The 23018-nt window shown below is 65.5% G+C and carries 19 protein-coding genes and 1 pseudogene; 11 read left to right on the top strand and 9 right to left on the bottom strand.

The genetic code is table 11. The features are described from left to right. Window positions 1–267: 267 nt before the first annotated feature. From TPAU_RS21470 to TPAU_RS21445, 6 genes are all read right to left on the bottom strand, one after another. Complete coding sequence (locus TPAU_RS21470) at window positions 268–1251, bottom strand: hypothetical protein (RefSeq protein WP_013128846.1); 984 nt, start codon at window positions 1249–1251, stop codon at window positions 268–270. Further along, a complete protein-coding gene (locus tag TPAU_RS21465; protein WP_013128845.1) occupies window positions 1248–2432 on the bottom strand; it encodes a tyrosine-type recombinase/integrase in 1185 nt (394 codons plus the stop codon). The genes TPAU_RS21470 and TPAU_RS21465 overlap by 4 nt, the downstream gene beginning before the upstream one ends. Beyond that, window positions 2429–2641: a hypothetical protein gene (locus TPAU_RS22755; RefSeq protein WP_041945393.1), complete on the bottom strand. Its 213-nt coding sequence runs from the start codon at window positions 2639–2641 to the stop codon at window positions 2429–2431. The genes TPAU_RS21465 and TPAU_RS22755 overlap by 4 nt, the downstream gene beginning before the upstream one ends. A 329-nt stretch (window positions 2642–2970) precedes the next feature. Then, complete coding sequence (locus TPAU_RS21455) at window positions 2971–3318, bottom strand: hypothetical protein (RefSeq protein ID WP_013128844.1); 348 nt, start codon at window positions 3316–3318, stop codon at window positions 2971–2973. 12 nt (window positions 3319–3330) lie between these two features. Further along, the gene (locus tag TPAU_RS21450; protein ID WP_013128843.1) at window positions 3331–4128 is read right to left on the bottom strand and encodes a ParA family protein; all 798 of its coding nucleotides are present in this window, start codon (window positions 4126–4128) and stop codon (window positions 3331–3333) included. A gap of 372 nt (window positions 4129–4500) precedes the next feature. Then, on the bottom strand, window positions 4501–4851 hold the full coding sequence (locus tag TPAU_RS21445; protein ID WP_013128842.1) for a hypothetical protein: 351 nt from the start codon (window positions 4849–4851) through the stop codon (window positions 4501–4503). 256 nt (window positions 4852–5107) lie between these two features. Between TPAU_RS21445 and TPAU_RS21440 the strand changes: the two genes are divergently transcribed. The 5 genes and pseudogenes from TPAU_RS21440 (at window position 5108) to TPAU_RS21425 (ending at window position 10862) form a co-directional block, all read left to right on the top strand. Continuing rightward, window positions 5108–6481 carry an AAA family ATPase gene (locus TPAU_RS21440; protein WP_013128841.1) on the top strand — a complete coding sequence of 458 codons (1374 nt, stop codon included), beginning with the start codon at window positions 5108–5110 and terminating at the stop codon, window positions 6479–6481. 459 nt (window positions 6482–6940) lie between these two features. Beyond that, window positions 6941–8035 (top strand): pyridoxal-phosphate dependent enzyme, encoded by a 1095-nt coding sequence (locus tag TPAU_RS21435; protein ID WP_013128840.1) that lies wholly within the window; start codon window positions 6941–6943, stop codon window positions 8033–8035. Further along, a pseudogene (locus TPAU_RS23850) lies at window positions 8017–8463 on the top strand (FAD/NAD(P)-binding protein); the annotation flags it as partial. The gene TPAU_RS21435 and the pseudogene TPAU_RS23850, both read left to right, overlap by 19 nt. A gap of 285 nt (window positions 8464–8748) precedes the next feature. Further along, window positions 8749–9468, top strand: a complete 720-nt coding sequence (locus TPAU_RS23660; RefSeq protein ID WP_245537959.1) for an FAD/NAD(P)-binding protein — start codon at window positions 8749–8751, stop codon at window positions 9466–9468. Window positions 9469–9482: 14 nt separating this feature from the next. Beyond that, window positions 9483–10862: a type III PLP-dependent enzyme domain-containing protein gene (locus TPAU_RS21425; protein WP_013128838.1), complete on the top strand. Its 1380-nt coding sequence runs from the start codon at window positions 9483–9485 to the stop codon at window positions 10860–10862. Window positions 10863–10883: 21 nt separating this feature from the next. Here the strand turns inward: TPAU_RS21425 and TPAU_RS22130 are convergent, their stop codons facing one another. Further along, window positions 10884–11588, bottom strand: coding sequence for a CPBP family intramembrane glutamic endopeptidase (locus TPAU_RS22130; protein WP_160160299.1), 705 nt, complete (start codon window positions 11586–11588; stop codon window positions 10884–10886). 22 nt (window positions 11589–11610) lie between these two features. Here TPAU_RS22130 and TPAU_RS21415 point away from each other — a divergent pair, with 22 nt between their 5' ends. The 4 genes from TPAU_RS21415 (at window position 11611) to TPAU_RS21400 (ending at window position 16290) form a co-directional block, all read left to right on the top strand. Continuing rightward, on the top strand, window positions 11611–12591 hold the full coding sequence (locus TPAU_RS21415; protein ID WP_013128836.1) for an NAD(P)H-binding protein: 981 nt from the start codon (window positions 11611–11613) through the stop codon (window positions 12589–12591). 184 nt (window positions 12592–12775) lie between these two features. After that, a complete protein-coding gene (locus TPAU_RS21410; RefSeq protein WP_245537922.1) occupies window positions 12776–14041 on the top strand; it encodes an IS256 family transposase in 1266 nt (421 codons plus the stop codon). 131 nt (window positions 14042–14172) lie between these two features. Further along, window positions 14173–15477, top strand: a complete 1305-nt coding sequence (locus TPAU_RS21405; protein WP_041944585.1) for an IS256 family transposase — start codon at window positions 14173–14175, stop codon at window positions 15475–15477. 48 nt (window positions 15478–15525) lie between these two features. After that, a complete protein-coding gene (locus TPAU_RS21400; protein ID WP_041944233.1) occupies window positions 15526–16290 on the top strand; it encodes a hypothetical protein in 765 nt (254 codons plus the stop codon). 630 nt (window positions 16291–16920) lie between these two features. Here TPAU_RS21400 and TPAU_RS21395 read toward each other — a convergent pair. Together TPAU_RS21395 and TPAU_RS21385 are read right to left on the bottom strand one after the other, a co-directional pair. After that, window positions 16921–18207, bottom strand: a complete 1287-nt coding sequence (locus TPAU_RS21395) for an IS256 family transposase (protein WP_013128835.1) — start codon at window positions 18205–18207, stop codon at window positions 16921–16923. A 406-nt stretch (window positions 18208–18613) separates the two neighbouring features. Continuing rightward, window positions 18614–20710 (bottom strand): hypothetical protein, encoded by a 2097-nt coding sequence (locus TPAU_RS21385; protein ID WP_013128834.1) that lies wholly within the window; start codon window positions 20708–20710, stop codon window positions 18614–18616. 646 nt (window positions 20711–21356) lie between these two features. Here TPAU_RS21385 and TPAU_RS21380 point away from each other — a divergent pair. Together TPAU_RS21380 and TPAU_RS21375 are read left to right on the top strand one after the other, a co-directional pair. Further along, complete coding sequence (locus tag TPAU_RS21380) at window positions 21357–21854, top strand: M48 family metalloprotease (RefSeq protein ID WP_013128833.1); 498 nt, start codon at window positions 21357–21359, stop codon at window positions 21852–21854. A 9-nt stretch (window positions 21855–21863) separates the two neighbouring features. Then, window positions 21864–23018, top strand: a complete 1155-nt coding sequence (locus TPAU_RS21375; RefSeq protein ID WP_013128832.1) for a DUF6545 domain-containing protein — start codon at window positions 21864–21866, stop codon at window positions 23016–23018.

The following is a 23018-nucleotide window of genomic DNA, read 5'->3' as shown; positions in this document are numbered from 1 at the left end:
ACGCCTGTTTATGGAACCGAAATGCAGACAACGAAACCAGACACTCGCACCCTCTGAATCAGTGAATATTCCAGCGGTTCAATGTGTCTGGTTCAACGGGGGCGTGGATGCGCGAATGGCGTCGATGATCTGGGCGTCGAGGTCTGGTCTCTCCGCGACTTCGGGGTCGAATCGGCCAGATTCTGCGGCCAGAAGGGCATCGAGGGCGCGGGCGTACAGTTCGTTGGTCACATGAATTGGACGCGCCAGCGCGCCGATCGGTTCCCGTCAGGGTGCGGTTGCGTCGTCGAGCAGCTGGAGGAGCTCCTCGAGGAGCTTGCCCGCTCGGGCATCGACATCGTCGAGCACGTCATCGACGTCGGCGAGGGTGCCCTGTGCGGCGCGGCGCGCGGCCAGGCCGCGGTCCCAACTACTAGGGTCGAGCGGCGCCGGCTCGGGGTACTCCGTCGCAGCGGGTTCGCCGGCCGGCGTGGGCCGGGGAGCGATGTGGCGGTGAGCGGGAGCACCGCCCGCGAGGAGGGCACGGAGCAGTGCTCCGATCGCGCTGGCGCTGAGGTGTGTGGTGGTGTCGAGCGGCGGCGCGCCCCATCCGTCGAGTGGGGTGAACATCGGCGCACCGTCCGGCACGGCCGGCACGGCAGGGACCGGTTCTCCGCGCAGGGCGGTAGCGGTGATGCTCGGGCTCGGGACGTGGTGCTGCAGGGCGCGCAGGCGCAACCACGCCTCGAGCACGGCGGCCGGCGAGACGCCAGCGTTCTGGAGGTCGGGCGCCGTGGTGAACTCTTCGCCACCCGCGGCGGTGATGCGGAGCTCGTCGGTCTCGTCGTCGACGTAGAGTGCGCCGGCGGTGAGCCGGGACAGCGCGGTCGGGCCGATTCCGCTGGTGGCGAGCACCAGGAGCAGCGCGTCGCGGCGAGCGAATAGTGCGGCGGGCCACCCGTCGGGCAGGTGCGCCGCGACGTCGACCGCGAGGTCGATGAGGTGCCGCCGCCGCGCCGCCCGCGTGACGTCGATCGCCTCGCGCACCTCTTCGGCTATGCCCGGCGGGCGGTGGCCGGCGCGACGGTGCACTCCGTTGATGACGGCGACTCGGCGGCGTTGCGTGCGAGGTGCCGCGGGGTTGGCGGCGATGAACCGGGCCAGCGCTACGGGTGGGGTAGGCATCGCGGGCTCGTCGATGGCCGCGCACCAGTCGCTCCAGAGCGTCCAGACAGCGCGCTCGCGCACTCCGAGGTCGTCCACCGTGTTCATAGGCCGAGTTTCGTGACGGAGTTCGCGACGAGGGGCGCTGTTTCGTGTCGGTACCGCAGGACAGTGGCGACGTTGGTGTGACCAGTCTGGGCCATGACCTCCTCGAAGGTGGCGCCGTTGCGCAGGGCCTGGGAGACATGCCCGGAGCGCAGGCTGTGCGCGCCGAGCTGCTCGACGACGGCGGGGTCGATGCCAGCGCGCTCGGCGCGGCGCCGCACGATGGCGTGCACGGACGACGCCGCGAGGGCCTGCTCGCCCACGAGCCCGTTGCGGCGGATCGACCGGAAGAACGGCCGCCGGGCGGCGACCCAGCGGCCGACGAGCTGGTCGGTGCTGGCGCACACGTGCCCGGTCGCCTCCAGCGACGGTGCTCCGGTGAGCAGGCGGATCACGCCGCGGCGGCCGTAGCGGTCGCTGGCGGCGACGACCTCGGCCCAGCGGACCGCGGCGCATGCCGGGCAACGTCGGGGGTCTTCGGCGCGCGGCGCGGGGTGCAGGCGTCCTTCGCCTTCCTGGTCGGTCTTCGACCGCGTGACAGTGACGTGCAGGCCGTCCGCGCGGTGCAGCTCCACGTCGTCGCCTACAAGGGCGACCAGCTCGGACCGACGGATGCTGGTCGTGAGACCGACGAGCAGGAGGGCGCTATCGCGCCGCTCGACGACGGCGTCAGCCCAGCCGAGCACCTGCTCGCGGGCCGTGGTGACCAGGTCCATGACATCGTCGGTGAGCAGCGGGGCGCGGGGCTGGCGGGGCCTCTCCCCCGCGGTCGCGTACTCGCGCTTGATCCCGGCGAGGGTGGCGCGGACGAGCTCGTGCCGGGTCGGCAGGTCGGTGATGCCGGCGCGGCGGTGCCGATCGGCGATCGCGCTGACCCACTTGCTCAGCGTCGACGGCGCGTACGCGCGCCTCCCCGCCTGGGTCACGGTGTCCCGGGCGACCACGAGGTAGGCGGCGATCACCTCGGGTCGCGCCGGCAGGGCGGTGTAGCCGTGGCGGGTGCACCAGTCCTCGAACCGGACCCAGGCGGCGTGGTACGCCTGGCTGGTACCGGACGCCTGCGCGTGCTCGACGACCTCCGCCATGCGCGCGACGATCTCCGGCGGCAACGCCACCGCGTCGCCCGGCGTGCTGCGCACGACTGTGGCGTCACGTGACGTGAAGTCGTCCGACGGTGCGGTCACCGCGGACCGCCGGGCGGTTCGACCTCGGACCGGGTGAGCCCGGACGCCGGGCAGCGCAGGCGGCCGTGCGGTGCCGGCAGCGGATGGTCGGCGTAAACGCGCTCGGTCTCGCCGGGCCACGCCGTGGTGGCCACGCTCGACCCACACCATGGGCACGTCGCCGCGGCGGCGGCCGGCGGCGCCTTCCGGGTGCTGACGTGCATGTTCATGCCCCTGACGGTACCAAATTCGCTTTGACCTGCATAGTGTCCAGTTTGGCTGCGGGAATAGAAATTCCCGCGAGCTACCGCAACCAAACCATGTGTAATAACGCTCAGAGCGGGTGATCGGCAACGAACTTGTCGTGTCTCAGTTTTCGTGGCGGAATTTCACGCGACTTGGCAGGTCACAGGGGCCGCCGAGGAAGCCGACGCGCTGGCGTACGCGGATGATCGCGGCGGGCTGCTGGAGCAACTCCCCTAGACGCCCGGCGGTAGAGAGCCGCGATTCACGCACCCACGTGTATTGCAGTGCAGTGTATTGCACTGCAATGCACCCGCTACAGGCCGTAGCGGCTCAGGTACTCGTCGAGCGCGTTCTCGACGAGCTGGTTCTTGGACACGCGCCTCCCGAGGATCGCGGGAATCTTCACCGCGCCGGCGTCCAGTCGATCGAGCAGCGTCCGGGGTAGACGGAACGAGGACGGGACCTTCGGCTCCGCAGCCGGGGGCACCTCCTCCCCTGCAGCCCGGACAGGAGCGGAGGCAGGTCGCGGAGCCGGCGCGACGGGCGGCTGTTCCGGCGCCGCGGGGGCAGCAGCCGGCTCGGCCGGGCCGGGCGCGGCGAGCGCCTCCGCCGGGTGCTGCTCGTGGCGCTTGGTGACCTTCTTGCGCTCGATCGGTGGCATGGGCTTCTCCTTCTACTTGGTGCGGATCAGGTCGAGTTCGGTGGCGAGGTCGGTGAACGCGATCTGGAGTGCCATGGGTCCGTCGCCGCGGAGGTTGAACACGGACTGCCCGGTTCCGTGCGCGTCGCCCCATGCGGCGCGCTTCGGGGTGACGGTTCGGGCAACCAGACCACCGTCGGGGAGGCTTCCGTACGACTCGCGGAGTTCGCTTTCGCGGAAGTCCTGCTCGCCGTTCTTCTCTCGGCGGGTGATCACGATGGCCTTAATCGCCAGCTTGGTGTTGACCTGCTTCTGGACGAAGTTGGAGGTCTTCACGATGTTCTCGATCCCCCGCACGCTGTCGACCATGGCTTCCGTGGCAAGGATCATCCCGTCGGCGTAGTAGAGGCCGTTGAGCAGCAGTCGCCCGAGGCTCGGCGGGCAGTCGATCAGGACCGCGTCGTACTCGCTGAGGTCGACGTTCTCGAACGCTGCGCGAAGCCGATACGGCACATCCGGCGCTCCGTCGGTGTCGCGGTTGGCGAGCCCGAGGTCGGCAGGCAGGAGGTCGATGCCCGGCCAGGGCGTCTTAACCCGGATGTCCAGAGCCGAGCCTTCGGCGTATTCGGCCAGGAGGTCCGCCATCGTGGGCGTGTCCTCCTCGACCTCGACCCCGAGCCCTGTTGTGATGTTGGCCTGCGGGTCCAGGTCAATGAGGAGGGCTCGACCGCCTGCGTGCGAGATTGCGCCGGCGAGGCCTAGCACGGTGGCGGACTTGCCGACGCCGCCCTTCTGGTTCGCAATGGCATAAACGGGCGTTGAGCTGGTCATACACCGGTCCTTTCGAGTGATTGCACTGTATCGGAGTGCAGTGCGTTCGCATGCGTGACACGGCGTTGCGTCGCGATGCTCTGCAGTGTCATGCATGTAGGTGCGATTCGTTGCAGTGCCTAACTGTGAGATGTGATGTGACGCGATGCAGTGCGAATCACTGCATGGCGTAACAGTACGACACAATACGACGCACCGCAATACGTTCCGGTGTATTGCGGCGCAATACAGCGCAACGCACTGCAATACATGACGCAACAGTGCACCGCACCGCCTTGTACTGCACTCATACCACTCGAAGGGCCGCACGTCGCTGTATTGCAGCGCAGTGCAGCGCAATGCGGTGCAATACACCGCAGTGCTGTGCGCTACTCAGCTGTGCCGCGAGGCGCGATCCGCTCCCGTTGGGCGGTCGTTGCCTCGGCCGGAGGGCCAGGCCTCGACTGCGGACTCCTGGACCCAGAGGGGCATGCTGGCTACCCCGTCGCCACCGATGCGCGGCCGGATCCGGACGTTGATGAGCCATTGCCCGTCGATGAGGCGGCAGACGCCGAGGACTTCTCCATCCATGGTGAGTTCGAGCCGGACGCCGGCGCTGCGGAGCCATAGCGGTAGCCGGTCCGCGCGGGTGGCGGCGCGGGCGAGGTTCGGGAACGCCTTGCTGATGTCGACGCGCACGGGGCGGGGCGGATTCCGCTCGTGCCACACCCTCGGATCGAACATGCTTTCATGGTAACGCGGGAGGCGATCTTGTCGTCAATAGTCCGCATGGCCTGCGGATATAGTTATAGCCTGGCGGGTTCGTCTTCCCTACGTCCCCGCCAGGCCTACGGTCACGGTAGCACGGGCGTTCGATAGATGCGGCAGAGGCTACCCTTCGGCTCCCGTGCACAGCTGTTGTCGGAGCCTGTTTCCCGTGGTCAGATAGTTCTAGATAATTGGCCTGTTTTATCTGAATCTATCTGGTGGGTGGTCGAGCATGGTGCAGCCGAGTCCGTACACGCCTGGCGCGATCGCGCGTCAGGTGCCTGGTCGGGACCAGGAGTTGGCGGACTATCAGGAGCGGTTGTCGTTCATGGCTGCGACGCAGTCGCTGGTGCCGCGGATTCGGATCGACCGTGGGCCGCGGGGGCTGGGTAAGACGTCGATGTTGCGGGCTGCGGAGACGATGGCTGAGCAGCAGTTCAACGCGCTGTCGGTGTGGGTCGTGGCGGGGGAGGGGTCGTTGCTGTCGGCGATCGCGCGGTCGGCTGAGCGGGCGGTAGCGGACGTGACTGGCGACCGTGGCGGTGAGCGGGGCCGGCTCAGTGAGCGGTTGACGGTGAAGTTCGGACTGTCGGTACCGGGAGTGGGGTCGGCGGAGGCGACGGTGGCGCCTCGTGCGCGTGAGCGGGAGGGGGAGGGGCCGGTCGACACCTGGGACCTGCAGGACCTGCTCACTGAGGTCCGGGACAAGGTGCGCAAGCAGCGACCCGGCGGTGTGGTGGTGTTCGTCGACGAGATCCAGCAGGGCGATCCGGCGAGCCTGCGGACGTTGAGCTACACGTGGCAGAACCTCCAGGCTCGGCGCCCGGATCTTCCGGTGGCGCTGTTCGGGGCCGGCCTACCGACGAGTACTGCGGTGATCAACAAGGCGGTGATGAACGCGGAGCGCTTCGACTACCGCACCCTCGGTGGACTCAGTGACGATGCCGCGGCGATCGCCTTGGCAGCGCCGGCGCAGCAGCGTGGCGTGCAGTGGACGCCGGAAGCGCTGCGCAGAGCAGTAGCTATCGCCGATGGCTACCCGTACACGGTGCAGCTGATCGGTGAACACACGTGGGCGGCCGCAGGCCGACCCGATCCAGGCGCACTCATCACAGTCGAGCATGTGGAGCATGGACAGGCGTTGGTGGATAGGTCGATGCAGCAGATCTATGAAGCGCGGCTAGACCGTGCATCGACGCCCGCGCAGCAGGAGTTCGTGATGACGATGGCGCAGCTGGGCAACGGGCCGGTCCCGCGAGCGGCGATCGCCCAGCAGCTGGGAGTGTCGAGCACAGGCCTATCAACAACCCGCGACGAGCTACTCGAGGCAGGCGTCATCACCGAGGCCGGACGGGGCATGCTGACCTTCGGATTGCCCGGGTTCGCCGAATACATCCGCGACGAACACGGCCTCGAGCTACTCCCTGCACCCGCCCGGAGCATCCGCGGCCGCAGCGCTCTCAACGCCAGCCTTGGACGGACAGCGACCGGGAGGAGCGGCGAGAGTGGTGGCGTGAGTGGTGGTACGGCTACACCACCCGCCGTCCAATCGCACCGGCGCAGCCCTGAAACACCAGGTGCCTCGCACGACGGACCATCACTGTGACCGAGCATCGCCATTGCGTGCAGGCGTTAGGAGCAGAGCGGCGACAGCAGCCACAGCGACACTGAGCATTACCGCGTAGATAGTGGCTGCGGATCCGCCAGGAAACAGTAGGCCGGCGAAAACGACGTTGTAGAGCGCGTGTCCGAGGACCAAACCAAGAAGTGCCCGCCACCGCCAGTCGAGCAGACACACGACTCGGCCATTGCACCCAGAGCCGAGGCCCACCCCTGGTACAGGTGCGTGACGCCGCGAAGCATAGCGGAGGCTAGACGACAGTTGTGCCCCAGGCGCGTCCACCGGCCACATCGGTGGGAGAAACCGGGTGGCCACGGCACCAGCCGCCGTCGTCACAGTCGCAACAGCAACGACAAGCAGTGCGCCACCCACGGCGATACGACTGCCAGTCCTAACCGTCGCCGTCAATACTTTCGATGCGAACTTCGGTAGCCGTCCGTCACCATGACCGGCCGAGCAGAGCCCAGGGCCCCCGCGCAGCAGTTGCCACCACCTGCAATACTTAGTTGCATCAGACAGGTCACTGGTCACGCGCTTAGCGCGCTTCCGCGCGCTACCCCACTCGTCCGCTTTGCACATCTCCTCGCGCCGTCGCCGACGTATCTCTCGGCCAAACTTGAGAGCTTCAACCCTTCTGGTTCCGCGAAGGACAGAACCGCGCGAGCACTACTTCGCAGCGGGTTCGAATCGGGGGATTTACGTCGCGGCGATCATGTTGTTGAGTCGAGTTCAGGCAACTTAGGTGTGGCGCTGGCACAGCAGTGTTTGACGCTGGGGCTGTCGTTTACCTGCGTGGTCGACCCGAGGACTAACCGCTCCACACGTGCTCTCATCAGTGCCTATGGCGGCCACATTGTCGATGTGGAACAGCCTGATCCGGTATCCGGTGACTTTCTGCAGGCTCGCATAACTGCTGTAGAACAGATCGTCCGGGAGATGGCTGAGACGGGGGTTCACGCCTGGTGGCCAAATCAGTACGCGAACGTAGCCAACATTCGTGCGCACGCCGAGGGAACAATGCGCGAGATCGCCGAGTCCCCTTCGGGGCCGCCTGATGTGCTGGTGGTCGCTACGAGTACGACTGGAACGCTGCAAGGTTGCATGCGGTACGCGAAGGAACACAGCCTGGACACCCGGTTCGTCGCTGTTGACGCAGTGGGCAGCGTGCTGTTCGACGGAGACCGTGGTTGCCGCGCCCTTCCCGGCTTCGGAGCCGGCGTTGCGCCTGCACTCGCCGCCTCAGCTGCTCCGGATCAAGTAATCAAGGTTTCCGCCCTCGACAGCGTGGTCGGGTGCCGACGTCTCGTCCAGCGAGAAGGCTACCTCGCTGGAGCCTCAGGCGGCGCGGTTGTTGCGGCCGTGGAGCATTTCGATGTCGATCGCGACGAGAGCATCTGCATGGTGCTCCACGATGGTGGCGAACGCTATCTCGACACTGTCTACAGTGACTCGTGGGTTCAGACCGAACTCGGCTGCGATGCTGCGGAGTTGACCGCCCGCGTGCAGGCTGCTCCCGGCACATGGGGGGCGTTGCGTTGAGAGTGGGCATCGTCGGCGGCGGTCCTCGGTGTGTGGCCGCGATGGAGTCGCTCATCGCCGAGTGCGAACACGACCTCCCCGAGCTCATAATCTTCGAGCCACACAGCGCGATAGGCCCTGGGTGGGCCTACGACCCGCAGCAACCTGAGTGGAACCTCCTCAACGTCGCGGCCGATGCCATTCTCCCAGCCACCACCACCTCGCCCCGGTTCGTGGACTGGCTTCGGGTACACCATCCCTACGCTGACCACTTGTTTCCGCCCCGTGCACTCGCCGGCCGCTACCTAGTCGAGGCCGCGACCAGCGCTGCCCGGCGTTTTCCCACGGTCACTCACATTGGCGAACGTGCTCACAATCTGACCTCTACCGACTCGGGTTGGGTCGTTCATGCGGGGGCACAACACCATACGGTCGACGCAGTACTGCTCGTCACGGGGCACGCGGCGACATGGTCGGGCCAACTACAAGCAGCGGCCCCCGCATATCCCCAGACATACGCAGGCGGCCCTCTCCCGGAGTCTGTGGCGATCCGCGGAGCCGCACTGAGCGCAATTGACGCAACTCTTGCCTGCACCCAGGGAAGCGGCGGGCGATTTACCGCAGTGCCTGGGCGCCCGCACGAAGTTGCCTACCAGCCGAGTCCGGACAGTCCCCAACGTATTCACTGGTTTTCGCGAACCGGACGGCTCATGTGCGCCAAGACAGACCGCGCAGTGCTCAACAGCATGCGTTGGCTTCCGGCGATAGCGCGGACCCGTGCCAAGCAGCTCGCCACTGAGGACACGGCGCTCGTCGTGAATGATGCTGCGGCGCAGATCCTGGTCCGCATTGGCGGTGACGAAACTCGTCGCACCGATGACCCAAGAGCGTGGCTCGAGCGTGATCTACTTATCGCGCACGGAGCGCGCCCGCCCGACCTGCTGTGGGCTCAGGGGCAGGCGTGGAAGGCGCTTTACCCGCACCTCATCGAACGTCACCTGCGCTTGCAGCAGTCCGGTGGTGCTCCGCCGGAGGGCTGGACCAACTTCTCGAAGCTTTGCCAGGCGATGGAGCCACTCGCCTTCGGTCCGCCCGCTATCAACGCCGAGAAGATGCTCGCACTCGTGCACGCCGGCGTCCTGTCCATCGACGCCGGCACGACACCACCGAGGGCTGATCTGGTGATCGATGCGGTTCTTGCCCCAGCGGGGCTGCCCGACTCGACGGATTCGTTGTGGCATTCGCTCCGCGAGCAAGGCCTTATCGAACGCGCGACCGATCGAGACGCAGTGGCGATCGACCTCGACGCAACCGTCCTTGTCGGCGGCGAACGCATTGAAGGATTGGCCGTGTTCGGCCGCTCGGTCGAAGGGGTGGTACTGGGCACCGACACTCTCAATCACGTATTGCACCCTCACCTTCATCGGTGGGCTGCCCAGCTAAGACGCACCTAGGAGGACAACAGCAAATGCCCGAGAACTCCGTTTCAGCTAACGCCCAGCTGCGCTTCCGCGCGCACGGTGAACCCGCAGTCCCTGGGCGTCTCGTGCGATGGCAGGTCGACCTGCTTCGCGATTGGGCAACCCTGCACCAGCTGATCGAAGAGCACGGCTCACCGGTGAACGTCATCAACCCGGCTCCGCTCGCCGGGCACGCCGGAGAGCTCATTGCAGCGGCGCAGGAAGCGCGGGTCGACCTGCGGGTGTACTTCGCTCGCAAGGCGAACAAGGCACTGGCCCTTGTCGAGGCTGCTCTCGCTGCCGGGCACGGCATCGACGTCGCTTCTGAGCAGGAACTGCGACAAGTATTGGCCTTCAATCCTCAGCCTGACCGGATCATCCTGACCGCCGCTGTCAAACCCAATGCGCTACTAAAGCTGGCTGTGAACTCCGGCGTTGTGATCTCTATCGATAACGGCGACGAGCTCGCTGCGCTGGTCCGAGTCATCGCAGAGTGCAAGCACCGGGAAGACGTTCCGGTGGCCCTCCGGATCGCAGCGGAGCTTCCCGGCGCCGCCCCCAGTCGGTTCGGGATGGCCCAGGAGCAGATCCGCGAGATCTTAAACAACTTCCCAGGCCAACTCGCCCTGTCTGGGTTCCATTTTCATTTGCACGGCTATAGTGCCGAGCATCGAAGCGAGGCTCTCGCACAGGCGCTCGACCTGATAGCCACTGCCCGCCATCAGCAACACCGGCCCACCTTCATCGACATCGGGGGCGGCATTCCCATGCGCTACCTCGACACACCGGCTACCTGGGATGCGTATCAGCAGTCCACCAAATCTAGTGATCTGTCCGCCTTTTGGGCAGCCAAGGCGCCCGAGAACGTCTATCCCATGTGGCAGGAGCTAGTGCGAGGCGCCTGGCTCGCATCAGTTCTAAGCGCACCAGGCCTCGCACAGCGCATCGCCGACGCCGGCATCCGCCTCCACGCCGAACCTGGACGCTGCCTCCTTGACGGGTGCGGCCTCACTGTGGCGAGAGTCGAGTTCCGCAAACAACGATCCGACGGCACTTGGCTGATCGGACTAGCCATGAACAGAACCCAGCTACGCTCCGCCGCCGACGACTTCATCCTCGACCCAATCTTGATCCCAGCACCGGAGCGCGCACCCACGCCACCCATCTCCGGATTCCTCGTCGGGGCCTACTGCATCGAAGCCGAGCTGATCACACGCCGCAGAATCACCTTCCCCGAAGGCGTAGCCGTGGGCGACCTGATCGCCTTCACCAACACTGCCGGATACCTGATGCATATCCTCGAAAGCGCATCACATCAAATACCACTGGCACATAACATCGTCCTGAAAGAGGGCAGATGGCGAAGGGACCAGATTGATCAACCGTGAGCGCATCGTCACAGGGGCGGTCTAGTAGCTGCTCAGCGTTGGGAATATTCCGATGACACCGACTGTCCAGAGCGCGTGGATGATGACCGGGACGTACCAACGGGGGAACCAGTAATACATCTGTGCTGCAACGAGACCCAGTAGGATTGAGGCTATGACCAGTGCGCCGTTGCCGGTTGCCGCGGTGACCACACCGTAGATGACGGTGGATGCAAGGACATACCAACGTGCCGGGAGCACCGACCGCAGTCCAATCCGGAAAAAGACTTCCTCCGCCGCCCCCGTCGCGAGAGCGACACTGAACACGATGGCCGCGTCACCGCGCGCGGTAGTGAGCGCTGCGGACACCCATTGCGCCGTCCAGGGAAACCGCAACAGAGTGAGTGCCCCGATGACGCAGACGATAGCGAACGCCAAGCCCACGGCGACTGCCGCCGCCACCGGGAACCCCTGCATCCGCGTGGGCGGCTGACGCAACGCCCGCAGCAGGAAACGGACCGATGGTTCGGTGGTGTCGGGCGGGCGCGTCGTGCTGGCGGCCGCAACGACCACTATCCCCCCAATCAGCCATGTTGCTGCGACAGCTGCGCTAACCGGCGGCAAAGGGCCGCCGCTGCTCGTGGCGGCGAAGGTGGCCCGCAGCAATACCGCCCCGACCACGGCGATCACAACGGCCAACACCGCCGCCCATCGTGCGCGGTCACCTTTTAGGTCCGGCATGCCCATGTCCGGCAGCTTAGAGTGTTGCATGAGGATTTTGGTGGTCGGAGCTTCAGGCTATATCGCGAGTAGAACTATCCCCCTACTTCTTGAAGCGGGTCACGAGGTAGTCGCCGCCGCTCGCACACCAGCCAAGCTGGATCGATTCTGGTGGCGCGAACAGGTCACCGCCCGCCCGTTGGACGTCCTCGATGACGAGTCCGTCCGATCAGCCCTCACTAAAGACCTGGATGCACTTATCTACCTCGTCCACGGCATGGCTGGCGATGCCTTCCAAGACACTGATCGCCAGGCCGCCACCGCAGTCCGTGCCGCCGCAGACACTGTGGGAATCGACCGGCTTGTGTACGTCTCCGGGATCATCCCCGACACCGCGGGAGACGATCTCTCCGACCACCTCCAGTCGCGACTGGAGGTCGAACAGATACTCAACCAGACCCACGGGACAACGATCACCCTGCGCGCGGCGATGATCATCGGCGCCGGATCCACCAGCTACTCCCTGATGAGTCAACTGGCACGGCGGTTACCTGTCACCGTGCTACCGGACTGGATGAACCACCTGGTAGAGCCTCTTGCCGTCGCCGACCTCGTCGCCGCTATCACCGGCGCACTGACCGCTCCGAGCGCTGGCAGTAACAGGTACTTCGATATCGGCGGAGGGGAACAACTGCCTTACCCTGACCTCATCGCACGCTATCTCGCCGCCAACAACCTCGAAAGACCCTCCATTCGAGTACCACTCGTCCCTCAAACGCTCGTCGGGCAGATCGCAGCGCGCGTGGCCGACGTACCGAACCCCACCGTCCGGGCACTCATCGAAAGCCTCAGCAAGGACATGGTCGCCACCGACCGACGATGGATCGGGGAACTCGTCGGACCGAGCTACACGCCGACAACCATCGCTGAAGGCCTACGGCGAGCCGAGCAACCGATCGATTACCTGACTGCGCCCTCCCAGCGAGATTCTCTGCAGGCCCTGCCAGGAGGCCCCTACTGGACCAGGTAGAAATTCAGCTACAACCTGGACTGATGCACGGTCTCTGCCTGTGCGACTCTGGTATCACGACGAGAGCAATGATCAGAACCTGTGGATCACCCGGGAGTATCGGAATTTCGGTGTAAGTGGCCCGACTCGCTGACCAGAGCTGGTTGGTGGGAAAGAGGGTCTGATGACCGAGACACTGCATGTCATGGACGATGGCAGGCAACCAACTGAGCAGGAGCTGCAGCTCGCGCGGGAGCTCGTCGCGCAGGCCCGGGAGCAGGGCGCGTCGATGAGCGCGCCGGGGATGCTGCGGGCGTTGACGAAGACGATGCTCGAGACCGCCCTCGATGAGGAGATCACCGAGCACCTGGGCTACGACAAACACCACATCGAGGGTCGAGGAAGCGGGAACTCCCGCAACGGTGCCAGGACGAAGACAGTGATCACCGAGACCGTCGGGCCGATCGAGATTGAGGTGCCACGCGATCGGGAGGGCTCGTTTGATCCGAAGATCGTCGCCAAGCATCAACGTCGTCTGAATGGGGTTGATGAGATCGTCTTATCCCTCGCTGCGAGGGGGCTGACCAGCGGCGATATCGTCGCGCATTTCGATCAGATCTACGGCGCCTCGATTAGCAAGGACACGATCTCCCGGATTACGGACAAGATCGTCGAGGAGATGACCGGCTGGTTCAACCGGCCGCTGGAGCCGATCTATGTCGCGGTGTTCATCGATGCCCTGCACATCAAGGTCCGCGACGGGCAAGTCGCTAACCGGCCGTTTTACGCGGCGATCGGCGTTGATCTCGACGGGCACAAGGATGTCCTAGGGATCTGGGCCGGCGAAGGCGGCGGGGAGTCGGCGAAGTTCTGGTACGCGGTGCTGAGCAGCCTCAAAAGCCGCGGCGTGAACGACGTGTTCTTCCTCGTCTGTGACGGATTGAAGGGCTTGCCGGCGTCGGTGGCCGCGGTCTGGCCGGAGACGATCGTGCAGACCTGCGTGATTCATCTGCTGCGCAACAGCTTCAAGTACGTGCCTCGCCAGCACTGGGACACTCTCAAACGCGATCTCAAGCCGATCTACACCGCCATCGACGCCACCGCCGCAGAGGCAGCTCTGGACGCTCTCGACGACACCTGGGGGCAGAAGTATCCGACGATGATCCGGCTCTGGCGCAATGCCTGGGACGAGTTCATTCCGTTCCTGGACTACAACATCGAAGTCCGGCGGGTGCTCTACTCCACCAACGCCATCGAGAGTCTCAATGCCAGGTACCGGCGGGCAGTCAAAGCCCGCGGGCATTTCCCGACCGAGCAGGCAGCGTTGAAAACGCTGTACCTTGTGACCAGGGCGCTCGATCCGTCCGGTCGGGGCCAGAACCGGTGGGCGGCCCGCTGGAAACCCGCCCTGAACGCGTTCGCGATCACCTTCGCCGACCGCATCCCCGGCCTCAACCGAGACCAGGGCTAACAACGCCACTTACACCGAAAATCTGACACTCCCGATCACCCCGGGAAGTGTGTCTTCCCGGAGGATGATTTGCGAGGTCGCAGGAATCTGATCAAGTCCAGCTCGTCATGGCTGGCGGGAAGGGCATGCCCGTGCTCGCGGTGGTGGAGAATAAGCGCGACGGCTCCGGCGAGACCGGCGACTCGGAGGCGCCGCGGTCGTTGTTGGATGAGATTGTCCGGGACGGTGCGCGGCGGATGCTGGCGGCGGCGTTGGAGGCAGAGGTCGCTGCCTACGTGGCTTCGTGTGCCGGGGAGGTTGATGAGGCGGGGCGGCGGCTGGTGGTCCGTAACGGCCATCATGCGGCCCGGGAGGTGGTGACGGCAGCGGGAGCGGTGCCGGTGAAGGCGCCGCGGGTCAACGACAAACGTGTGGATGAGGTCACGGGCGAGCGGCGGCGTTTTTCTTCGTCGATTCTGCCTGCGTGGGCTCGCAAGTCCACGCAGGTGGCGGAGGTGTTGCCGCTGCTGTATCTGCATGGTCTTTCGACCAGCGATTTCACCCCGGCGCTCACGCAGTTCCTCGGGACCAGTGCAGGGCTTTCACCTGCCACGATCACCAGGCTGACCCGGGACTGGCAGGCCGAAGCAGCAGCGTTCGGCACTCGATCGCTGGCCGAGACGGATTACGTGTATGTGTGGGCTGACGGCATCCACCTCAAAGTCCGACTGGCGCAGGAGAAGGTGTGTCTGCTGGTGCTGATCGGGGTGCGTGCTGATGGTTCGAAGGAGCTCATCGCGCTCGATGACGGGTACCGAGAATCCACGCAGTCCTGGCTCGATCTTCTCCGCAGCTGCAAGCGCCGTGGGATGCGCTCACCGGTGCTGGCGGTCGGTGACGGCGCGCTCGGGTTCTGGGCGGCCTTACGCGAGGTGTTCCCCGAAACTCGGGAGCAGCGGTGTTGGTTCCATAAGATCGCCAATGTTATCAACGCTTTGCCGAAGTCGGTGCAGCGCAGCGCGAAAGCCGCGCTGACGGAGATCTGGAACGCGCAAGACCGCGAGCACGCCGAGAAGGCCGCGCGGGTGTTCGTCGCCGACTACGCCGCTAAGTGGCCCAAAGCGGCCGCGAAAATCACCGACGATCTCGATGTACTGCTGGCGTTCTACGACTACCCCGCCGAGCACTGGGTGCACCTGCGGACGACGAACCCGATCGAGTCCACTTTCGCTACCGTCCGGTTGCGCACCAAGGTAACCAAAGGTCCCGGATCACGGGCGGCGGGGATCGCTATGGCGTTCAAACTCATCCAAGCCGCCCAAACTCGCTGGCGCGCAGTGAACGCACCGCACCTGGTTGCCCTCGTCCGCGCTGGAGCCCGCTTCGACCAAGGCCGACTCGTTGAACGCGCCGCCACCACACCCGAAACCACGGCTGCCGACGACGCTGCCGCCTGACCCTCGTGGCCGTGGCTGCCCCGCTGCGGCCGTGCCATGATCGACAGTATGGGCCACGACCGGCAAGACCGCTTCCCCGACGACCACGTTCCTGGCGGGAACGCCGGCCGCCCCTGGCAGCCGCGCGGCGATCTCGGGGACCTCGACCCGGATGCATTGTTCGGTGCGTTCGGCCAGCCCCTCACCGATGGCCCCACCATCGAGTGGATGCCCGGCATGGCCGATCAGATGCTGCGTGAGTTGGCACCGCTGCTCGCCGAGGACGGCATCGACATCACCGCCGATGCCCTCGACACCGACCTGGCGACCCTGCAAGCGGCCCTCGACCGCGCCGTCGCACGTCACAACCACACGCTCGCCACCCCGACCGGTGAGCAACGCAGCTGGTGCACCTCCACCCTCCGGCTGCTCGCCGAATCCATCGATACCGACAATCTCGACCTCGCTGAAGGGATCCTCGAAACCGTCCCCCCGGAATCACCCGACGGCAAAGCCACAGTCGCCGGCGTCATCGGCGTCGGCGCCCAGCTCCTCGATTCCTGGCTCACCACACCACCGGCAGGCATCAACAAAACCGCGGCAGCAACTATCGTCATCCGACCCCCACGATGGCACGGAGAACGCGCCGCCATCGACCTCCTCGCCCTGGCCCGCAAGAACAAAGCCCACCTCAGCCACGGCAAAATCATCGCGGCCCACGGCGGCCACACCACCCTCTACGGCACCGCTCTCGCCGTCACGGCCGTCCTGGCAGCCTGGGCCGACCACACCAAGACCACCGTCACCAACCTCGCCGGCACGCACCTTCGCTAACACTAGGCAATCCACAGGATTTGACTATTCCTCAACCTTCGCTACACCGCCTGGGTGCGGAACATCACTTTTCGAGGGCAGATGGAGGGCATGTCGTGCGGCCCTCTCTCCGAACCGCAATACAAGTCCCTGCTGGCCCCCACTGGCTGAGAAGCGCTCGAGGTCGGCCCTGTGCCCCGACCTGCGATTACGCGCGCGGCTCAGATGGTTACCCCCTCAAGATGACGTCCAAGCCACGCAGGTCCGCCGGGTTTCTGCTGTACAAGCACTCACCCTAGGTCGAGACCGACCTCCACTGCCGCACAGAGTGCCACAAGATATTCAGCCCAACGCCTCTTGTCGCTTCCTGGACATGATGCGATCTCGCTCGCTAGCTGTACCGATGCCGGGGCGCAGTTCTGCCAGTTATGCGGCGCAAGATACACGCGTAGCCGATCGCTCCACTTCGTGACGAACTGCACCAGGTCGCCCGCCTATACCTCCAGCTGATCGACGCCCCTCGGGTCCCCCGTCAGTTGGGGATTTAGCGGACCTTTGGACTTTCTGTTTGCTGACCGAGCGATTCCGAGAGCTGCCTACCCGCTGCGCGATGGTCTCGGGAGTATCCGAATTTCGGTGTAAGTGGCGTTTCTAGCCCCGGTCTCTGTTGAGGTCGGGGATGCGGTCGGCGAAGGTGATCGCGAACGCGTTCAGGGCGGGTTTCCAGCGTGCGGCCCACCGGTTCTGACCTCGCCCGCTGGGGTCGAGTGCCCTGGTGACAAGGTACAGCGTTTTCAACGCCGACTGTTCGGTCGGGAAGTGCCCGCGGGCCTTCACGGCCCGCCGATAGCGGGCGTTGAGGGATTCGATGGCGTTGGTGGAGTAGAGCACTCTGCGGACTTCGATGTTGTAGTCGAGGAACGGGATGAACTCGTCCCAGGCGCCCTGCCAGAGCCGGATCATCGTCGGATACTTCTGACCCCACCGCTCGTCGAGCTCGGTGAGGGCCTCGTCGGCCGCGGCGGCGTTCGGGGCGGTGTAGATCGGCTTGAGATCACGCTTGAGGGCGTCCCAGTGCTGGCGGGGTACGTATTTGAAGCTGTTGCGCAGCAGGTGAATAACGCAGGTCTGCACGATCGTGTCGGGCCAGACCGCGGCCACCGATGCCGGAAGCCCGGTCAGGCCGTCGCAGACGAGGAAGAACACATCGTTGACGCCCCGGGCTTTGAGGTTCGTGAGCACCGCGTACCAGAACTTGGCGGACTCCCCGGCCCCTTCGCCGGCCCAGATCTCCAGGACGTCTTTGTGGCCGTCGAGATCAACGCCGATCGCGGCGTAGAAGGGCCGGTTAGCGACCTGCCCGTCGCGCACTTTGATGTGCAGGGCGTCGATGAACACCGCCACGTAGATCGGCTCCAGCGGCCGGTTGAACCATGCGTTCATCTCCTCGACGACCTTGTCCGTAATCCGGGAGATCGTGTCCTTGCTGATCGAGGCGCCATAGATCTGATCGAAATGCGCCACGATCTCCCCGCTGGTCAACCCCCTCGCAGCCAACGAGAGCACGATCTCATCGACCCCGTTTAGCCGGCGTTGGTGCTTGCGGAAGATCTGCGGATCGAACGAACCGTCACGATCGCGCGGCACCTCGATCTGCACCGGCCCGACCGTCTCGGTGATCACCGTCTTCACCCTCGCCCCGTTACGGGAATTGCCGCTCCCACGGCCCTCGACCTGGTGCTTGTCATAGCCCAGATGCTCGGTGATCTCCTCATCAAGGGCAGTCTCGAGCATCATCTTCGTCAACGCCTTGAGCATCCCCGGCGCGCTCATCGACGCGCCCTGCTCCTTCGCCGAAGCGACCAGCTCCCGGGCAAGATCCAGTTCCTGCTGCGTCGGTTCCCTGCCGTCGTCCATGCCATGCAGTGTCTCGGTCATTAGACCCATCTCTCTGCCAACCCGTTCAGGTCAGCGAGTCGGGCCACTTACACCGAAATCGCGATACTCCCATGGTCTCGGCGTCCGCCGGGTCGGCGGGGGGTGTGCAGGGTGATCCAGCCGTCGTCCTCGAGGCTGTAAAGCGCGCGGAGGCCGCTGTCGCGGGAGAATCCGGTGGTTTGGCGAGGGTGCGGACCGCGGCGCCGCGCTCCTCGAAACCGGGGTCAGTAGCGGTGAGCTGGTGGCCGGTGTGGGCGTCGTCGGCAAGGAACTCGACAGCCTTGGTCCAGTTCTTGGACAAGGTGGCCACCGGTCAGGCGGAGCCACACTCGGGGCGGGGGAGGCAGGCGGCGATCACGATAAGGACAGCTGCATGGGAGCTGCCGGGGAACGATCATCAGCACAGCTAAGTCGCACGCAGGCTGGCGCGGGCGGCTCGGTGGTCGCGACGGCCGCCGGATCGGCGGGGGTAGGGGGCGCGGTCTGTCCAGCGGGCGAGCCCGAGGTCGAGGCTGTGCTGGTCTGGTCGTCGGCGTGCGCTGCGGTATCCGGTGCCACGCACGGTGGTGCGGGAGGTGGTGGTCCAGGTGATCTCGTCGAGCCACCATGCCCACAGTTCACGTTCGATGCGGTGCTGTTCTTTGCGGGTGTCGAGGGTGCCGGTGGTACCGACCCATTGCGCGTAACTCGCTCGCGCGGCCTCATGCACCCGATACACCCGACCGGACGCATCGATATCAATCAAACCGCTGCTATGCAGCGCCTGTACCGCGGCCGAGGATACCTCCGAAGGAGTCGAGCACGGCAGTACCTCTTCGAGTGCTGTCGGCGCTACTGGGATCCGGGCATAGACCAAGCCATCCCACGTCGACAGACCCTCTTCGCCTGTTCCTGTGAAGCAGTCGTGAGTCGCGAGCTCACGAGCAGCAGCAGCCTCACGCAGTTGGCGCCGACGACGGCTCGGTCCATCCTCCGCGGGAGGCCCTTCGGCAGCAGGTGGGGTGGGCTCCTCGGGGCCTATGGCCCCGAGTGACACGCGAGTAGTGCTCTGCTCGCGATCCACGTGTGGTCCCCTCTCCGGTGCCGTCTCGGTAGGTGTTGCAGTAGGTACCTCCGCAGGCTGCGGGGTTGTGTTGTTGTTGTTGTTGTTGAGGGTCCAGACGGCGGCGTGGGGGCCGGTGTGTTCGGCGGCGAGGGTGATCCAGCCGTCGCGGGAGAGGCGGTGAAGGGCATTGCGGCTGCGTTCGCGGGTGATGCCGGCCATTTCGGCGAGGGTGCGCACGTCGGCGCCGATGGTGAGTTGGACAACGTTGTCGGCGATCTCGCACAGTGCGTCGAGGACGAGGCGGTCGGCGGCGCCGCCGCGGATGCTCCAGCGGCGCATGTTCGCATCGGCCCGCTGGCGGATTCCGGTGGTGGCCTGGCAGATGGCCGCGGTGCGGCGGGCGAAGTCCGGATCATCGGGGAGGTCGTGGTCCTCTGATGTGGTGCTGTGGTCGGCGAGGTAAGCGATCGCGCGGCGCCAGTCGGCGGCAAGGACTTGTTTGGGGGACTGGCTGCCCTTGCGGGGGCGGCGCTCGCGCGTTCCAGGGTGGTGTTTGCTGCGGCGGGTGCGGGCGTGCTCGAGACCGGGCAGCCCCGCGAGACGCGTGTGGACGTCAGTGAAACTCCAGTGCGCGCGGGCACAGCTACACAGGATCGAGAACAACACATCCGAGGCGTCCGTACTAGCGGTGATAGGGGCGTGGACCTTCGCCAGGGCCGGGCCCGACAGCTCACGGAAAGTGCCCGGAATCCACAAGTGCCCATCCGGGGCTTCGGCGACCGTGACGGACCGCTGGTGGCCACCGCCATCAATCGGGTCGCCTGCGTCTGCGGGCAGCGCAGCCTTCGCTTCCTGAAGCAGCTGCACAAGCGCGTCGACCTGCTGACGGGTCGTCGAGCGCGCATCCGGCAGCAACACCGTCGGATCACCGGCGATCACCGTCGACGCGCCGCCGGCAGCGTGCGGGGCGCCCGGTGGGCGCAGCAACCCGGTCTTGCGGTTACTGAGCATGCCGATATCAAGCACCCACTCACCGCTGGCCTGAACGCGGCCGAAAACCGTGCGAGCAAGATCAGCGAGCGCCGAAACGTACTCCACCGACAGCGGCGTAGCCAGGCCCACCCAGACATGCCGGCCACCCGACGGGCCCGACTCGCACACCACGTGCTCAATGCCGCACTCCTGAAGCATCGACACCAGCTGGTCGGCACTGTGCTGAGCCGCAGTCCGAGCGACCGCGGCGATCTCCGCAGTATCGCCCTTGGCATCGAAGTCGAACCCGAGCAGCCGATACCGCAGCCGAGCATCAGTCAGGTAAACCGCCCACACACCGGACGGCGCCGCACCATCGCACGAAATGAACTCGCTGTAACCATCAGCAGTAAGGCCACGCACATGCGAACGCAGCGACATCGCACGAGTGAAATCCCAGGCCGCGTCAGGCGACACGCCGACCACAGCAGCCCCACCAGACACAACCGACACAGTCGTATCGGCGTCAGTGCTGGTAGACCGGGGTAGCGAGTGGGCATCCCACCCTGTCGGGTGTGACGACGCGCCCACACTCGCTGAATTGCTTGCATCGTTGTCACGGTACGCGCTATCGTGAGGCCAGACATCGTTGTTAGTCATGGTCCCTTCGAGGGGTCGAGGGATCAACCACCGAACTGAAGCGCCAACTTCGGTTCACACAACTAGAAACTGCTGAAAACCCTGGACGGCCATCCGGGGTTTTTTGCTATCTCCGCTGGTTGCGGTGATCCCCACACTGTTGAGTTGTCGCTACTGAGGCGCGTCTAGGGGTCAGTAGCGGCAGTCATCGCGGTCTCGCTCTCCTCTGCAGGTAGGGATAGGTCACCATGCATCCCAACACAAGCCCCAGGCCGATCGGGGGAGGCGCGCCGGAGGTTAGTCCAACCCGCCTCGTGTTGAACTCTAGTGGAGTGCTAATCATACGTCCATTACATGCTTGATCGCGCTTCGCCACATCTGCGATGTGCCAACGGAGGGGTGGATTACCGCTCGATGGCTCCGGTGCTGATAGTGTGGACTGCTAAGGGGTGCCGGGCATAACGGGCACCTACTGGCACGAAGGAGATCGCCGGTGGCGGGGCCTCAGACAGCATGGGACGCGATTCGCGCACGGATCCCGCTCACGCCCCCGTGGAGTATCGACGAGCTGCTTGCGTGGGTCGCCGAGGACACGGGCCGGGTGGTTGACCTGCAGCCGTGGGCGGAGTCGGCGAATGTCGATCGCGCGCGCACGCACTGTGGCGTCGTGGCCGGGTATGCGGACCGGTGGGTTATCCGCTTTGACGGCCGACGGTCTCGCACAAGTAGGTTGCAGACGATCGGGCACGAGATCGGTCACATTCTGGCCGGGCACGGGGCGGGGGAGGGGCGCAGCCTCATCGACGCCTCTACCGCACAGTTGACCTACGGGCTGAATCTGGACGGTCTTCGGTACGTCCTTGGCCGCTCGAGCTACAGCGATGCCGCTGAGGCGGAGGCGGAGTTCATCGGGAGCAAGCTTGCCTCCTACACAGTAGGGGATCTGGGGCATGCAGGCGCACATGGCCGGCTGCGCACGACATTCCAGTGAGGTTCGCGGATGAACAGTCCGAGCGCGATTCTGCATAGCCAGGCGACGAGCTCGACCCCCACGGCAGTGGCGGTTCCCTTGCTCGCTGTGTGCTTGGCGATCGTTGCGGTGCGGTGGGTAGCGATCAGACGTGGCTACGAGCACCAGGAGTTCTCGATCCGCGTAACGCAGCTGATGACGATTGCGCTGGCGATCGCGGCTCTGCGCGATGGCGGCATTCAGGACGTCGTGTTCGCGGGCAATGTAGCCGCGGCCCGGCTGGTGACGCACAACTTCGTGCTGGCGGGAGCGGTCGTCTTCGTCCTGCTCATTCGCTCGTGGGTCTCGGCAAAGCAGCTAAGTCGCCGCAGCATACGAATCCTCTGGGGGCTGTGGGCGGTGGCGTGTGTGTGGATCACCTTCTGCACCTGGCCCACGCTTTCGCAGAACATTGCCGTCGAGGATCTAGAGAACTGGCGCACGGCGGGGTACCTGCTGGTGGTGTCGACGCCGATACCGATCGCGTGTGTCTACACGTTGATCTTCGTGACGGGCGCACTGATTCGAGGGGTTGTGCCCAAGTTCTGGGCAGTCGTGACGCTGATCGCGGCGTTCCTGCAGATGGTCGATCACGCCACCCGCGGGATCAGTGGACTATTCCTGTCGTTGGGCGTGCACAACTGGCTGACCCAGGCGCGCTCGACTGGCGTCGACGGGCTGTTCATCCCTGCCGTGGCTGCTCTGACCGCGTGCGGAATCCCCTCTGCCGCAACTTACGTTCGCCGTATGGTCGGCACGGATACCGCACGTCGTCAGGCGACACAGCTACAGCCGCTGTGGCGGGCGATCACCGTCGCGGTCCCTGAGGTGATGCTCGAGCAGCGTCCACCGAGTGGATCGTGGTGGGAGATCCGGCATCGCTACCTGGTGGAGATCGAGGACGGTCTAGCGGTCCTGCGTGCGCACGTGCCGGCCGCCGGCAGCGGAGCGTCAGCGGGAGAGCAGGCAGCCTCACTACTGGACGGCCTGAGGGCCTATCGGGCCGCCGGGCTCGACGGCGCGGACGGCGCGATGCAGGTCGATAGCGAACTGCCCGAGTGGGTGATGGAGGCAGAGGGAGCGATCGCGGTGAGTCAAGAGGTCCGGCGCCGGCGCGCGCCGTTCCCCGAGCAGATGCGCGTGTAG

The sequence above is a fragment of the Tsukamurella paurometabola DSM 20162 genome (assembly GCF_000092225.1).
Taxonomy (GTDB): Bacteria; Actinomycetota; Actinomycetes; order Mycobacteriales; family Mycobacteriaceae; genus Tsukamurella; species Tsukamurella paurometabola.
Note: the sequence above shows the minus strand (reverse complement) of the source record. Positions and strands in the feature narration are given on the sequence as shown.

What these genes read in the sequence shown, in the direction of transcription:
- TPAU_RS21400 (WP_041944233.1), top strand. Translation starts at nt 15,526, where the DNA reads ATGGGCCACGACCGGCAAGACCGCTTCCCCGACGACCACGTTCCTGGC.
- TPAU_RS22130 (WP_160160299.1), bottom strand. Translation starts at nt 11,588, where the DNA reads ATGGGCATGCCGGACCTAAAAGGTGACCGCGCACGATGGGCGGCGGTG.
- TPAU_RS21410 (WP_245537922.1), top strand. Translation starts at nt 12,776, where the DNA reads ATGGACGATGGCAGGCAACCAACTGAGCAGGAGCTGCAGCTCGCGCGG.
- TPAU_RS21445 (WP_013128842.1), bottom strand. Translation starts at nt 4,851, where the DNA reads ATGTTCGATCCGAGGGTGTGGCACGAGCGGAATCCGCCCCGCCCCGTG.
- TPAU_RS21440 (WP_013128841.1), top strand. Translation starts at nt 5,108, where the DNA reads ATGGTGCAGCCGAGTCCGTACACGCCTGGCGCGATCGCGCGTCAGGTG.
- TPAU_RS21435 (WP_013128840.1), top strand. Translation starts at nt 6,941, where the DNA reads ATGACCGGCCGAGCAGAGCCCAGGGCCCCCGCGCAGCAGTTGCCACCA.
- TPAU_RS21395 (WP_013128835.1), bottom strand. Translation starts at nt 18,207, where the DNA reads ATGACCGAGACACTGCATGGCATGGACGACGGCAGGGAACCGACGCAG.
- TPAU_RS21470 (WP_013128846.1), bottom strand. Translation starts at nt 1,251, where the DNA reads ATGAACACGGTGGACGACCTCGGAGTGCGCGAGCGCGCTGTCTGGACG.
- TPAU_RS21425 (WP_013128838.1), top strand. Translation starts at nt 9,483, where the DNA reads ATGCCCGAGAACTCCGTTTCAGCTAACGCCCAGCTGCGCTTCCGCGCG.
- TPAU_RS21375 (WP_013128832.1), top strand. Translation starts at nt 21,864, where the DNA reads ATGAACAGTCCGAGCGCGATTCTGCATAGCCAGGCGACGAGCTCGACC.
- TPAU_RS21455 (WP_013128844.1), bottom strand. Translation starts at nt 3,318, where the DNA reads ATGCCACCGATCGAGCGCAAGAAGGTCACCAAGCGCCACGAGCAGCAC.
- TPAU_RS21415 (WP_013128836.1), top strand. Translation starts at nt 11,611, where the DNA reads ATGAGGATTTTGGTGGTCGGAGCTTCAGGCTATATCGCGAGTAGAACT.
- TPAU_RS22755 (WP_041945393.1), bottom strand. Translation starts at nt 2,641, where the DNA reads ATGAACATGCACGTCAGCACCCGGAAGGCGCCGCCGGCCGCCGCCGCG.
- TPAU_RS21450 (WP_013128843.1), bottom strand. Translation starts at nt 4,128, where the DNA reads ATGACCAGCTCAACGCCCGTTTATGCCATTGCGAACCAGAAGGGCGGC.